We start from the raw sequence: 13336 nt of genomic DNA, 5'->3' as shown, positions 1-13336 counted from the left end.
GCCGTTCCCGATGGCGGATACCGTCAAGGCCACCCAGACCGTCATCAAGAAATACGCGAACCGGCGCCTGTATCACACCGGCACCTCGACCTACGTGACGCTGGAGGACCTCTCCACGATGGTCCAGAACGGCGAGGACTTCGTCGTCTACGATGCGCGCGCGGGCGACGACATCACCCGGTCGGTGCTGACGCAGATCATCTTCGAGCAGGAGAACAAGGCCGGCGCCGAGAACCTGCTGCCGGTGGCGTTCCTGCGCCAGCTGATCCGCTTCTACGGCGACAGCATGCGCACGATGGTGCCGAGCTTCCTGGAATTCTCGATGGCGAACTTCGCCAAGGACCAGGACGGCCTGCGCGAGAAATTCGCCCACAGCTTCGGCCCGGCCGCGTTCCAGAACGCGATCGAGCAGTCGGTGCGCACCAACATGAACTTCTTCGGCGACGCCATGAAGATGTTCACCGGTTTCACGCCGCCCGCCGGCGGGGCTCAGCCCCAGGCGCCGCAGGGGGCCGCGCAAGGTGCCCAGGGGGCCCAGGGGGCCTATGCCGGCGGCGAGCTCGACGACCTCAAGCGGCAGATGCTGGAGATGCAGCAGCGCCTCGAGGACCTGGCCAAGAAGTAATCTTGGCCGTGCCAAAACCAATCACTCCGGCCGGTCCTAAGCGTTTTTGACAAGTTGACGGACCATTAACGCCGGCCCCACGTTTGCAACATGCGCACGGTGACGTGCAGGGGATGTTGCGATGGCGCGGATCGGGACAGTAGGCCGGGCCGGTGCAAACTGGACGAGCAGGCCCGCGCAATCCGCGGGTGCTGCGGCCGGGGCGACGACGGACGCCGTCTCGCCGGCTCGGGCACTGGTGGTGGTCGATGGGGGACGGCGCGAGGCGCGCGCCACGATCCTGATGCCGGACCGATTCGGTAGCGGCAGTGCCTGTTCGGGATTCGTGGCTCAGCTACTGATCGCCAGCGACCCGACCCTCCGGCCGTCGCGGCTGGAACGCACGAAGGCGGCCGCGGCCCGTTACGCAGAGACCGCTCGGCGGCTCGCGTAAGTTTCTGTTCTCGCCCGCGCCGTCATCGCGAGCGCAGCGACGCGACCCGACGCTGCGCCACGTTCGAAGGACACCCGCTGGCCGAGGTCGCTTCCCTGAGCGCGCAGGGACCGGGCGCGGGCGGTGAGCCTGACGCCCATTCCAGCCCCCGCCCCGTACGGTGAGGCGCCCGCTTCGCGAGCGCATCCCGGAGACGAGGCTGTTGGTCGGACCGATGAAGGATCGGACCGGTCGAGACGCTTACGCCTCGACGGACTTCACCTTCAGCACCTGGCGGCCGCGGTACATGCCGGTCTTCAGGTCGATGTGGTGCGGACGGCGCAGCTCGCCCGAATCCTTGTCCTCGACGTAGGTCGGCGCCTTGAGGGCGTCGGCCGAGCGGCGCATGCCGCGACGGGAGGGGGAGGTCTTTCGCTTCGGAACGGCCATGGCAGAAGTCCTTCGTGATGCCGCGGGCAAAGCGGCGCGCGAGCGGCTCCTCGATCGAGGATCGCCTCGCACACCGCGGGATACGGATGAGGGCGCGCTTATAGCGTCGGCGCCGGCCCGTGGCTAGGGGTGCGGCGACACAACCGTTAAGCCCGGGTTCAAGTCGCCGGGCCCAGATCTGGCGGACGGCGCCGCGCTGCGGGTCGTACCCCTCGGGAGATCCGCCATGGCTTCCTCCAAAACGACGTTTGCCGTCCTCGCCCTGCTCTCGAGCCTGATGGCGGCGCCAGCCCTCGCGCAGGCTCCGCAGACATCGAGCCCCGCGACGCCGACCGCCCCCGCCAGGCCGACCGCGCCGAGCGCGCCGGTCGCCGGGCCGCCGAACGCCGCCAAGGGCGCGCTGCTCGACCTCAACAGCGCCAGCGCCGCCGACCTCGACGCCCTCCCGGGCATCGGCGCCGCCCGCTCCGCCGCGATCATCAAGGGCCGGCCCTATCGCGGCAAGGACGACCTCGTCTCCAAGAAGATCATCCCGCAGAGCGTCTACGACGGGATCAAGGACAAGGTCATCGCCAAGCAGAAGTAATCGCTCACTCGGCGATCGCGCCCTGGGGCATGGAGAAGCCCGGGGGCGCCTTCTGGGTGGCCTCCTTCGGCGCCGCGCGCCGGACGGGGGCCTTCTTCCTGGCCTGGGGCTTCGGCGCGGCCTTGACGGCGGGGGGATCCTCGCAGGCACGGAACGCGAGCTGCGCCAGGGTCGAGCCCTCCTCGGCCACGATGGTGATCGGGTCCGCCAGGATCGGCAGGGACGGCTGCCAGCGGATCGGCCCGCCGAGCATCGCCTCGATGGTGGCCGGCGCCGTGCCGCGCCGCAGCGTGGCGAAATCGGGCCCGTACGCGGTGGCGACCTTACCGGCGATCACGACCTGCAGGACCTCGTTCACCTCCGGGGTCAGCGGCCGGAGCGGGTTCGTGGTCCGCACCTGCCCGGCCCGGGTCACGACCATCTTGAACCCCTTGCCGCCCTCGTAGCGCGCCGCTCGGGCCCCGCAGGGCTGCTCGACCGGCGGAGCGGCGGCGGTGGGATCGGGTGCCGGCGCCGGCTCGGCCGGAGCGGGCGGCTTCGGCGCGGGTGCCGGAGCCTGGGCGGGTGCCGGAGCCTGGGCGGGGGTCGTCGCCTGCGGCGGCGTCGGGCCCGGCGCGGCATGGGGCGCCGACAGTCCGGCCGGCAGGAAGGCGAGCAGCAGACCGGCCGCCCCAGGATACAGCCTCATCGGTCCGCCTCCGGCTGATCGCGCCGCGGCGGCTCGATCCGGCCGGTCCTATCGAGGGCTCTGATCGGTTGCAATTCGATCGCTTCCAAATCGAGTACGCGTGGGTCGAGCAGGTGGGAGTCCGGAACGCGCGGGTCGAGATCCTGCGCCGCGCGGTCGATCGGGCTGATGCGCGGGCCGACCGAGCCGATCACCAGCTCCTCGTCCTCGACGTCGAGTTCGGAGCCCATGCGCAGAGGTTCGCGCCGGCCCCGGGCCGTCATGGCGGCGACCGCAAGTCCCGCGACGACGAAGGCCACTATAGCCAGGATGATCAGCAGGCGCTCCATCAGGCGGGAACCTCTAACCCGCCCGAAGGCCCGTCGTCACCCCGTACTCGGCGGAACAACGACCGCATGCGGGATCGGACCAGGGCGCGACGGGGCGTTCCCGCCCCGCCGGAGGACCCTCAGGCGGCCATGCGCCGGCAGGTCTCCGCGCAAGTCCGGCACGCCCGCACGCAATCGTCCATGTCGCCCACCGCCTCGCAGGAGGCCGCGAAGGCCGCGCAGATCTCGGCGCAGGCCCGGCACTGGTGGCGGTGCACCGCGCTGCCGATCACCATGAGGTGCGCGCAGGCCCGGCAGGTCTCGGCGCAGGAGAGCATCAGCCGGACATGCTCCGGCTCGACATGGGGGCCGCCGGCCTCGACGCACGGGTTCGTCATCATGCCGAGGCAGGTCTGATAGCATCGCAGGCAAGCCTCGATGCAGGTCTGCAGGTCGGCGTTCGCGGTGTGGGCCATGCCGGTTCCTCACGCTGCACCCCGGGGCTAATGCGCCCGGTCCGCGGCGGTTCGCCCACACGCCGGGGCGGACGGCCTGACGGAACGCTCCTTGCGTGTGGCGCTGGGCCGGGTAGACGCGAGCGAGCCGGAGTCGGGACCGATCCATGCAGCACGAGTCGAGTCGCGAGCCGGAGGAGCTGGAGAGGCATCTCCTGGGCCTGATCGAGAGCGCCCGGGAGCAGGCCCGGGAGGACCCGTTCCGCAACCCCGTCCTGGCCGTGACGCTCGCGATCACCCGCCGGTTCGACCGCAACGAGATCGCGGCCGACGACCTCGACGGCCTGTTCGAGCGGCTGCGCGCCCCGGCCCTGGCGGCCCGGGCGGAGCGGCTGCGGGGCTATGTCGGGCTCGAAGCCGGGCCGGCCGACGCGGATGCCGCGATCCCCGCGCGTCTGGTCGCCGCCGCCCCCGGCGGACCGGACGGCGTCTCGACCTTCGCGGCCTTCATCCACCGCATCGCCTTCGCGGTGGTGTTCACGGCGCATCCGACCTTCGGCATGCCGCGCGCCGTGGCGACGCTGCTGGCACAGGCCGCCAGCCTGCCCGACGCGGCCGCCCGCGCCGACCTGATCGCCCGCGCCGCCGCGCTCTCCACCCGGCCGGACGCGCCGATCACCCTCGACGTCGAGTTCGAGCAGGCCTGCGCGGCGGCCAACAACGGACGGCTCGCCCTGGACGCGTTCAACGGTGCCCTGCTGGACGCCGCCCGCACCCGCTGGCCCGAAAGCTGGACCGATCTGACCCCCCGCCCCTTCGCCATCGCCAGCTGGGTCGGCTGCGACACCGACGGGCGCACCGACATCGGCTGGTGGGACACCCTGCGCTACCGGTTGATCTCCAAGCGCATGCAGTTCGACCGGGTGATGCGCGACCTGCCCGACACCGCCGCCTGCCGGGAGGTCCGGGCGTTGGCCGCGGAGGCGCTCGCCGCGGTCAACCGCCAGCTCGCGGTCGCCCCCCGGCTCGGCGACAAGCCGTCGCTCGAAGCGGTGCACCGGTTCGCCCTCGCGCTGATCATCGAGCGCGAGCGCGCCCAGACCGATGCCGGCGCCCTGGTCGCCGGGCTCACCGCCGCACTCGAGGGCGCCGACGCCGCCGACAAGCGGGCGATCGCGATCCTGCGCTCGGGCGTGGCCACCCACGGCCTCTCGAACGCCCTGCCGCATTTCCGGCTGAACGCCAGCCAGATCCACAACGCCGTGCGCCGGGTGATCGACCTGGAGGGCGAGCCGACCGATTCCGCCCAGCGCCGCTCGCATCTGGCGACCATCCACAGCCTGCTCAACGACGTCCGCCCGGTGGCGGTGGATTTCGGCGCGCTGGCCGCCGAGCGGGCCTCGGCCGCCCGGCTGATGATGACCATCGCCCAGATCCTCAAGCACGTGGACGGCACCCACCCGGTGCGCTTCCTGATCGCCGAGACCGAGACCGGCTACACCCTGCTGGCCGCCCTGTGGCTGGCCCGCCATTACGGCATTGCCGACAAGCTCGAGATCACGCCCCTGTTCGAGACCGCGAGCGCCCTGGAGCAGGGCATCCGGGTGCTCGACGACGCCCTGCGCAACCCGCACTGGCGGCAGTACCTCAAGCGGATCGGCCGGCTGACGGTGCAGTTCGGCTACTCGGATTCCGGCCGCTATGTCGGTCAGCTCGCCGCCACCTTCTGGATCGAGCGGCTGCGCCTGCGCATCAACGAGATGCTGGTCCAGAACGGGCTGGCCGATGTCGAACTCACGATCTTCGACACCCACGGCGAATCGATCGGCCGGGGCGCCCACCCGACCTCCCTGCGCGACCGCCTGGCCTATCTCGCCCCCGAGGACGCCCGCGACCGCGCCCGCAAGGCCGGCCTCAAGGTGCGGCTCGAATCGAGCTTCCAGGGCACCGACGGCTACCTGCTCTACGGCACCGAGGCGCTGGCTCAGGCGAGCGTCGCCCGCATCGCCGAGCACGTCTACGCCCTCGACATCGCCGAGGACGACAGCTTCTCGGATTACGCGCTGAACGACACCGCGGCGGGGAGCGACGCCAAGGACGACCCGATCTACTCGGAGCCGGACTTCGCCCTCGAATTCTTCACCGCCGCCCGGCAGGACATGGAGGCCCTGGTCGACGATCCGGGCTACGCCGCCCTGCTCGGCACCTTCGGCCCGAGCCTGATCGACCGCACGGGCTCACGCCCGGTGGCACGCCAGACCGACAACGGCGGGCCCGCGCGCATCACCCATCCGACCCAGATGCGGGCGATCCCCAACAACGCGATCCTGCACCAGCTCGGTTTTCTGGCCAATTCCCTCCACGGGATCGGCCGGGCCGCCCAGCGCGGCCCCGACCTGTTCCGCGACATGCGGCGGGATTCGGTGCGCTTCTCGCGGGCATTCCGGCTGGTCCAGCACGCCGCCGCCTTGGGCGACCTCGACGTGCTGCGCGCCTATATCGACACCCTCGACCCGGCGGTCTGGCTGGAGCGGGCCCGGCGCACCCAGAAGGATTTCCGCCGGGAGGAGCTGGTGGTGATCGCCGGCGCCCTGGAGCGCCTTGACCTCGCATCGTCCCTGCGCGGCCTGTTCGGCCGCCTGACCCGCGACTGGCTGGCGCTCACCACCGCCGCCCCGGACCTGCCCGGCATGTCGGCCCGCCTGACCCTGCTGCACGCCCTGCGGCTGGCGCTGATCCACCGGATCTGGTTCCTGGCGGTGCACATCCCGGGCTTCCGCCCGCAGGCCGGCATCTCCCGCGAGCAACTGCTGGAACGCGTCCTGCGCCTCGACATCGACGGTTGCCTGACGCTGCTCGACGCGATCTTCCCGATCACCCCGGACCCGACGCTCGGCCTCAACTTCGGCGAGCCCGCCGGCCCCCGGGATGTCGGCACCTACGAGGCCGAGCACGCCAACCTGTTCCAGCCGATCCGCCGCCTGTTCGACCAGGTGCGGGAGATTTCGGGGATGATCCAGCACGAGGTCGGGGCGTTCGGGTAGAGCGCTCGCCGCCGAACTTCATGCCTGTTCGGCGGAAGCGCGCGCATCGCATCAAGCATTGGGAGCCGTCCCCGATCGCAACGCGATCCGGAACGGCCCCGGGCGGCCAGGCGCCGCGTCGTCAGCGGAACAGGTTCGCGGGCACCGGCGGGTTCGCGTGGAGCAGGGTGATCGTCACCCGCCGGTTCGGCGCGAGGTAGGGATTGTCGGGGTAAACCGGCTCGGTGTCGGCGCGTCCCACCACGGAGGTGAAGTTGTCGTTGGGAACCCCGGACCCCGCCAGGATCTCGCGCACGGCGAGCGCGCGCCCGGCGGTGAGATTCCAGGGCTCGATGACCCGCGCCGAGCCCGGGCGCGTGGCGGACGTGTGGCCGGTGACGGACAGGCGGTTGGGCAGCTGACGCAGGGCGGGCGCGAGCGTCTCCAGGACGCGACGGGTGCGCTCGTGGGGCTCGACGGAGCCCTCGCGGAACATGGAGCGGCCGTCCTGGTCCACGAGGGACACGTTCACGCCCTCCTTGGTCGGCTCGATCACGATGTTCTTCGACAGCTCGGCGATGTCGGGCAACGTCTGGAGCGCCTGCCGGAGGCTGGCGATGGCGCTGTAATCGGCCTGCACGCTGGCGGCCTGGCGGCTGGCATCGAGATCGCTGGTGCGGCCCGGAGTGGTCGCGCGCGTCGTATCCTCCCGCTCGACCGAGCCCCTCGCTGCGTCGCGGGGCGTGGACGCCTTGTTGCCGGACGTGTCGAGGGCGGTGCCGTACAGCATTCCGCCCGCGCCACTGGTCGCGGGGCTCGACGCCGAAGGCGCGAAGTATTCCGCCAACCCGTTCTTCTGCTCCTGGGTCGTCATGCTGATCAGCCACATCAGCAGGAAGAACGCCATCATGGCGGTCACGAAGTCCGCATAGGCGATCTTCCAGGCCCCGCCATGGTGCGCATGACCGGCCTTCTTGACCTTCTTGATGATGATCGTGGTCATCGGGTCCCTGCTGGCGGTTGGGTCAGATCTGAGCGGGCAGAGCGGCGGTTGCCGCTTCCACTTCGTTGAAGGTCGGGCGGACGTCGCTCATCAGAGACTTGCGGGCGAATTCCACCGCCATCACCGGGGGCTGGCCGCCGATATGGGCGAGCAGACCCGCCTTGAGGGACAGGTAGTATTTGGACTCCGCCTCGAAGAGGCTCTTGAGCGACTGCGCCATGGGCCCGAAGAAGCCATAGGCGACGAAGACGCCGAAGAAGGTGCCGACCAGCGCGCCGCCGATCAGATGGCCCAGTACCTCCGGCGGCTCCTTGATCGCCCCCATCGTCTTGATCACGCCCAGCACGGCGGCGACGATGCCGAGCGCCGGGGTCCCGTCGGCGAGCGCCTGCATGGCCGAGACGACACGCTCCTGCTCCTGGTGGTGCGTCTGCAGTTCCTCATCCATCAGCGCGTCGATCTCGTAGACGTTGTTGGCGCCCAGCGTCACCATCCGCATGTAGTCGCAGACGAACTCGACAGCGTGATGGTTCGCGGCAAAGGTCGGGAAGGCGTTGAACAGCGTCGACTCGCCCGGATCCTCGATGTGCGGCTCGAGCGCCATCGCGCCCTTCGACTTCGCAAGCTTGAACAACGAGTACTGCATCCCCAGCAGCTCAACATAGCTCTTCTGCGTGTATTTCGGCCCCTTCACGAGCGTACCCAGCATGGCGGGCACGGCCTTGAGCACCGGCCCGGTATTGCCGATGACGAAGGCGCCGATCGCGGCACCGAGGATGATGACGAATTCGAACGGCTGCCACAGGACGAGCAGGTGGCCACCCATCGCCGCGTAGCTGCCGAAGACGCAGGCAAAGACGATCAATGTGCCGACGATCAGCCGCATAGTTTGCCATCCTTGCGCGGCGACAGGTACAAGCCATGCGACGCCGTTAATCATTGGCCATTCACTGATTAAGGTTAACAGCGCGTTTAGAGCCGCGACCGAAGGACTGGCGGATGTTTGGTGTGCGCGTTCGGTGGAGCGGGTTTGACCTGATCTGACCGGCGCGGCCGTGTCGCAGCGCGATCACGTCGGCTTTCACGCGTGGTCAGGCATGGCGGCCGACCCTGCCGCTCCGGCCCTGGAGCCGGCCCACGCTCCGCAACGCGTGCCCGCAAGCCGAGGCGGGACGTGCGCGGCGCCGTCGGGGGCCGGAACGTCCTGGCCGCACCGATCGCCCGGGTGCTCTCCCGGGACCTGCGCGATGCGTCGGGCGGCCGCGATAGCGAGGCGATGCGCCCGGAGCGCGGGACGGCGTTCGATTCCGCCACCCGCAAAGGCGGGGTACTGCCCTACGCGTCCCTCAAGCCGCCTCGACCCGCAGCACCGTCCCGGACAGCCCGGCCACCCGTACCCGTGCGCCCGCCGGTAGATCCGGTCCCTCGATCCGCCACAGCGTGTCGTCGAAGCGGATGCGGCCGGCGCCCTGGAGGATCGGCTCGGCGAGCACGCCCTCGCGGCCGATCAGGCCGCGGTCGGCGCGGTTGAGGGCGTCGCCGGGGCCCGTGCGGCGGTGCAGGCGCGTGGCGAGGCCAACCAGAAGGACGGCCGTGGCCGCGAACAGCAGGGTCTGGCCCTGCCAAGGCATCGGGATCAGCGCCGTGGCGAGGCCGGTCGCCACGGCGGCGAGGCCGAACCAGATCAGGAATACCCCCGGCGCCACGATCTCGGCGCCCGCCAGGACGAGGCCGCCGATCACCCAGCTCCAGGCCGGCCCGAGGGCTGCCAGGATCCCGAAGCCGTCGGTCATGGGGTTCCGGCCCGCGGGGCCGACACGTTGGGCGGCGAGCCGGCGCGCCGGGGCGGGGCAGCAGCCTCGCCGAAGACCGCGCGGGTGAGCTCGCCGATGCCGCCCAGCGTACCCGCGAGCGCCGCCGCCTCGATCGGCACCACGACCACGCGCTGGTTCGGCGCGGTGGCCAGCGCCCGCACCGCGTCCACGTATTTCTCCGCCACCAGAAAGTTCGCCGCCGCGATGTCGCCCTCGGCGATCGCCCGGCTGAGCATCCCGGTCGCCGCCGCCTCGGCCTCGGCGGAGCGCTCGCGCGCCTCGGCGTCGCGGAACGCGGCCTAGCGGCGGCCTTCCGCCTCCAGGATCGCCGATTGCTTGCGCCCCTCGGCCCGCAGGATCTCGGCGGCACGCTGCCCCTCCGCCTCCAGGATCGAAGCGCGCTTCTCGCGCTCGGCCTTCATCTGCCGGGCCATGGCGCCGGCGAGGTCGGCCGGCGGCACGATGTCCTTGATCTCGATGCGGTTGATCTTGACGCCCCAGGGCGCGGCCGCCGCGTCCAGCACCCGCAGCAGGCGCTCGTTGATCTCGTCCCGGTGGGCGAGCAACTGGTCGAGATCCATCGAGCCGACCACGGTGCGGATGTTGGTCATGGTCAGGGTGGTCATGGCGAGGTCGAGGTTCGAGACCTCGTAGGAGGCCCGGGCCGCGTCGAGCACCTGGTAGAACACCACCGCGTCGATCGTGACGCCGGCATTGTCGCGGGTGAAGGCCTGCTGGCTCGGGACGTCGACCACCTGCTCCATCACGTTCACCCGCCGGCCGACGCGCTCGACGAACGGGATGATCAGGCCGAGGCCGGATTCCAGGGTGCGGCTGTAGCGGCCGAACCGCTCGACCGTGAAGACGTGGCCCTGCGGGATCATCTTCACGCCGGCCGCCAGCGTGACCACCGCCAGCGCCGCCGCGCCGAGCGCGAACGTGCTCAGACCGATCGTGAGATCCATGAAGCCCCTCCCCGGCCGCACGGCGTCGACGGGCGGCTCAGATGCCAGCGTACCAGCTGAACCCGAGGCCCGCGACCATGCTGCCGCACCCGTGGCCGATGCCGTCGACGCGGTCCACAGCCTCGATGCTGGCGAGGTATTTCAAGGACTTGTAGCCGAGCTGGCGCTCGACCCGGAGGCGAACCGGGGCCCCGTGGGCCACCGGCAGGTCGGCGCCGTTCATGCCGTAGGCCAGGATCGTCTGCGGGTGCAGGGCGTCGAACAGGTCGTAGCTGTCCCACCAGCCGTCGACGCTGCGCATCACCACGTAGCGCGCCTCGGGGCGCATCCCGGCGGCGGCGAGCACCTGCGCGAGCGGGACGCCGGTCCACTGGCCGATCGCCGACCAGCCCTGCTCGCAGGAATGCAGCGTGATCTGCGTGCGCGCCGGCATCGCCTTCAGCTCGGCCAGGGAGAACGCGCGCGGCCGCGCGACGAGGCCCGTGACCGGCAGGCGCCAGTCCGAGAAGCCCTGCGCCTTCGAGCGGCGATAGGCCGGGTCGTCCGGGTCGGTGGTGTTGATGGTCGGGAACACCGCCGAGATCGCCTCGGGGCCGAACTCCCGGGCGAGCGGCTGGCGCGCCAGCAGCAGGCGCTGCCCGGCGAAGGTCAGCCAGTCGCTCAGGCCGTAGGGGTTCGGGCGAAGCTTCGGAGTGCCGGGCTCACAGCCGCCGACGAGGCCGGCCGCGCCGATCCCGGCGGTCCCGACGATCAGGCGGCGACGGGTCAGCGCGCTCATGGGTTCTCCTCCGCGTTGCCGGCACGCCCGGCGATCATGCCGCGCATGAGGTCCAGCGGCCGGTTCGCCAGCACCTGCCAGATGTGGATGGCCAGGAACGCGACCATCGCGAAGGCCGCCAGGAAGTGGATCGTCCGCGCCGACTGCCGGCCGCCGAACAGCGCGAACAGCTCGGGCCAGGCCGCGGTGACGCCGGGCGACATGGTCAGGCCGCTGAGCAGCATCAGCGGCGCCAGCACCAGCAGGACGGCGAGGTAGGCGAGCTTCTGGAGCGCGTTGTAGCGGCCGGTCTGTGGCGCCCCGGCGCGCAGGCGCAGGTGCGACCGGATCTCGCCCGCGAGCGCCCGCGGCCGGATCTCGGCCGGCTCCGGCAGCAGGCGCCGGCGCAGGTGACCGCGCAGCAGCGCCAGGGCCAGGTAGGCGGCCCCGTTGAGGACGAAAATCCAGGCGGACAGGAAGTGCAGGTTGCGCGCCCAGCCGGTCTGCTCGAGGTTCACCGGCAGCGGCAGGGTGATCCAGGCCGGCGCGTCGTTGGCCCCGGTCTCGCCCCAGAACAGCTTCGGCAGGGCCAAAAGGATCGCGGTGCCGCTGACCATCAGGGACAGGGTCGCGGCGGCACCGGTCCAGTGGGTCAGGCGGACCCAGGCGGGGTGGCGCACCCGGCTGAATGGTCGACCCGTCGTCTCGATCATCATCGGTTCAGAACGCAGCCCTTATGGATGTGGGAACGCGCCGCGTCCGTCGTCGCTCCCGGCGCCGATGACGCAACGCTTGATGAAGAAACGATGGGCATGATACCCGCCAGGCTGGTTGCGGACGATTTTCCTCTCGCTCCGCTGCGGCCGGCAAAGATCCCCACACAACCGGATTCGGTGCGCGCGTGAAGATCGCTGTCCTGGCACATCTGAAGTACCCGATTGGCCAGCCCTACGCCGGCGGACTGGAGATGCACACGCATCTTCTCACCGTCGCGCTGAAGCGGCACGGACACGACGTGACGCTGTTCGCCAGCCGCGGCTCGGACCCGGCGCTCGATCCGGTGATGCTGTGCGACCCGACCGGCGACGCCCTGGCGGATCCGGACCGCGAGGAGGCGATCGACGAGGCCGAGTACGACGCCTACCGGCGGATGATGGAGCTGGTCGCGGCCGGCGGGTTCGATATCGTGCACAACAACGCGCTGCACGCCCTGCCCCTGCTGATGAGCGCCCGGCTCGGGCTGCCCTGGGTCACGGTGCTGCACACGCCGCCCTTCGACGCCCTGGTCGCCGGGGTGGTGCAGGCCGATCCCGACATGGCCTTCCTGGCCGTGTCGCCCTCGCTCGCCCAGGAATGGCAATCGCTCGTGCCCGGCGCGCAGGTGGTCGACAACGGCGTCGACCTCTCGACCTTCGCGTATTCCGAGACTCCCGACGCTCCTCCCTTCGCGTTCTGGTCCGGCCGGATCGTGCCCGAGAAGGGGCTGCACCTGGCCATCGACGCCGCCCGGGCGGCCGGGCTGCCGCTGACCTTCGCGGGCCCCAAGCTCAATCCCGGCTACTGGGCGGCCGAGATCGCCCCGCGGCTCGGGCCGGACCTGACCCATCTCGGGCACCTCTCGCACCGGGACCTCGTGCACCATCTCGGCCGCGCCCGGGTGGCGATCGTGTCGCCGCGCTGGGAGGAGCCGTTCGGCCTCGTGGTCGCCGAGGCGCTCGCCTGCGGCACGCCGGTGGCCGCCTTCCGCCGGGGCGCGATGCCCGACATCCTCGACGCCCAGTGCGGCTGCCTCGCCCGGCCGGACGATTCACAGGACCTCGCCGTGGCGATCCGCGATGCGGCCGGCCTGTCGCGCCGGGCCTGCCGCGACCGGGCCGAGGCCCTCTACGACGCCGCCGCCATGACTGAGCGCTATCTCGAGAGCTACGATGCCGTGATGGCGCGCTGCGCCGAGCGGGCGCAGCCGACGCTGCGGGTGGCCGGCGGGCGGGCGTAACCGAGACCGGCGGGGGCCTGCCTGGCAGAGCGGGCCGGGATGTTCACACGCCGTCTTCCGGATGTAGGTGCCATCGCCCGCCGCGCTCTCCCTCCCCCCCTCTGTGGGGGAGGGTGGGCCGGCCGTCAGGCCGGGTCGGGAGAGGGGCAGCGCGACGATGCAGGATGGATCAGGCGTCCGCGACCTTTTCGGAAGCGTCGCTCCCCTCTCCCGACCCCTGCTGACGCAGGGGCCACCCTCCCCCGCAAAGGGGG

13 protein-coding genes and 1 pseudogene are annotated in these 13336 nt (G+C 71.2%); 4 read left to right on the top strand and 10 right to left on the bottom strand.

What is annotated here, in order from left to right:
- Positions 1–10 precede the first annotated feature (10 nt).
- Positions 11–625 carry a polyhydroxyalkanoate synthesis repressor PhaR gene (gene phaR / locus ACYQPG_RS08780; protein ID WP_147938899.1) on the top strand — a complete coding sequence of 205 codons (615 nt, stop codon included), beginning with the start codon at positions 11–13 and terminating at the stop codon, positions 623–625.
- A 673-nt stretch (positions 626–1298) separates the two neighbouring features.
- On the opposite strand, the gene rpmF is transcribed toward phaR, so the two are convergent.
- Positions 1299–1487, bottom strand: coding sequence for a 50S ribosomal protein L32 (gene rpmF / locus ACYQPG_RS08775; RefSeq protein ID WP_147910024.1), 189 nt, complete (start codon positions 1485–1487; stop codon positions 1299–1301).
- A gap of 226 nt (positions 1488–1713) precedes the next feature.
- Between rpmF and ACYQPG_RS08770 the strand changes: the two genes are divergently transcribed.
- A complete protein-coding gene (locus ACYQPG_RS08770) occupies positions 1714–2073 on the top strand; it encodes a ComEA family DNA-binding protein (RefSeq protein WP_147910023.1) in 360 nt (119 codons plus the stop codon).
- Between the two features lie 4 nt (positions 2074–2077).
- Here the strand turns inward: ACYQPG_RS08770 and ACYQPG_RS08765 are convergent, their stop codons facing one another.
- From ACYQPG_RS08765 to ACYQPG_RS08755, 3 genes are all read right to left on the bottom strand, one after another.
- Positions 2078–2761, bottom strand: a complete 684-nt coding sequence (locus tag ACYQPG_RS08765; RefSeq protein WP_147938900.1) for a hypothetical protein — start codon at positions 2759–2761, stop codon at positions 2078–2080.
- Entirely contained in the window at positions 2758–3090 is a 333-nt protein-coding gene (locus ACYQPG_RS08760; RefSeq protein WP_147909726.1) for a hypothetical protein, read from the bottom strand. Before ACYQPG_RS08760 ends, ACYQPG_RS08765 begins: the two co-directional genes overlap by 4 nt.
- A gap of 119 nt (positions 3091–3209) precedes the next feature.
- Positions 3210–3545, bottom strand: a complete 336-nt coding sequence (locus ACYQPG_RS08755) for a four-helix bundle copper-binding protein (protein ID WP_461230746.1) — start codon at positions 3543–3545, stop codon at positions 3210–3212.
- Between the two features lie 146 nt (positions 3546–3691).
- Between ACYQPG_RS08755 and ACYQPG_RS08750 the strand changes: the two genes are divergently transcribed.
- Positions 3692–6568, top strand: a complete 2877-nt coding sequence (locus ACYQPG_RS08750) for a phosphoenolpyruvate carboxylase (RefSeq protein ID WP_419829203.1) — start codon at positions 3692–3694, stop codon at positions 6566–6568.
- 121 nt (positions 6569–6689) lie between these two features.
- On the opposite strand, the gene ACYQPG_RS08745 is transcribed toward ACYQPG_RS08750, so the two are convergent.
- The 6 genes and pseudogenes from ACYQPG_RS08745 to ACYQPG_RS08720 all read right to left on the bottom strand — a co-directional run bounded on the left by ACYQPG_RS08745 (position 6690) and on the right by ACYQPG_RS08720 (position 11802).
- Positions 6690–7550 carry a flagellar motor protein MotB gene (locus tag ACYQPG_RS08745; protein WP_419829202.1) on the bottom strand — a complete coding sequence of 287 codons (861 nt, stop codon included), beginning with the start codon at positions 7548–7550 and terminating at the stop codon, positions 6690–6692.
- Between the two features lie 22 nt (positions 7551–7572).
- Entirely contained in the window at positions 7573–8490 is a 918-nt protein-coding gene (motA, locus tag ACYQPG_RS08740; protein ID WP_461230745.1) for a flagellar motor stator protein MotA, read from the bottom strand.
- Between the two features lie 406 nt (positions 8491–8896).
- Positions 8897–9343: an NfeD family protein gene (locus ACYQPG_RS08735; RefSeq protein WP_419829201.1), complete on the bottom strand. Its 447-nt coding sequence runs from the start codon at positions 9341–9343 to the stop codon at positions 8897–8899.
- Positions 9340–10329: pseudogene (locus ACYQPG_RS08730) on the bottom strand (SPFH domain-containing protein). Before ACYQPG_RS08730 ends, ACYQPG_RS08735 begins: the two are co-directional and overlap by 4 nt.
- Before the next feature lie 37 nt (positions 10330–10366).
- Positions 10367–11107 (bottom strand): molybdopterin-dependent oxidoreductase, encoded by a 741-nt coding sequence (locus ACYQPG_RS08725; protein ID WP_419829200.1) that lies wholly within the window; start codon positions 11105–11107, stop codon positions 10367–10369.
- Entirely contained in the window at positions 11104–11802 is a 699-nt protein-coding gene (locus ACYQPG_RS08720) for a cytochrome b/b6 domain-containing protein (protein ID WP_419829199.1), read from the bottom strand. The genes ACYQPG_RS08725 and ACYQPG_RS08720 overlap by 4 nt, the downstream gene beginning before the upstream one ends.
- A 185-nt stretch (positions 11803–11987) precedes the next feature.
- On the opposite strand from ACYQPG_RS08720, the gene ACYQPG_RS08715 reads away from it, so the two are divergent.
- A complete protein-coding gene (locus tag ACYQPG_RS08715) occupies positions 11988–13082 on the top strand; it encodes a glycosyltransferase family 4 protein (protein WP_461230744.1) in 1095 nt (364 codons plus the stop codon).
- Positions 13083–13336: the final 254 nt, after the last annotated feature.

The sequence above is a fragment of the Methylobacterium sp. CM6246 genome, assembly GCF_054818005.1.
This window is presented reverse-complemented; position numbering and strand designations above follow the sequence as displayed.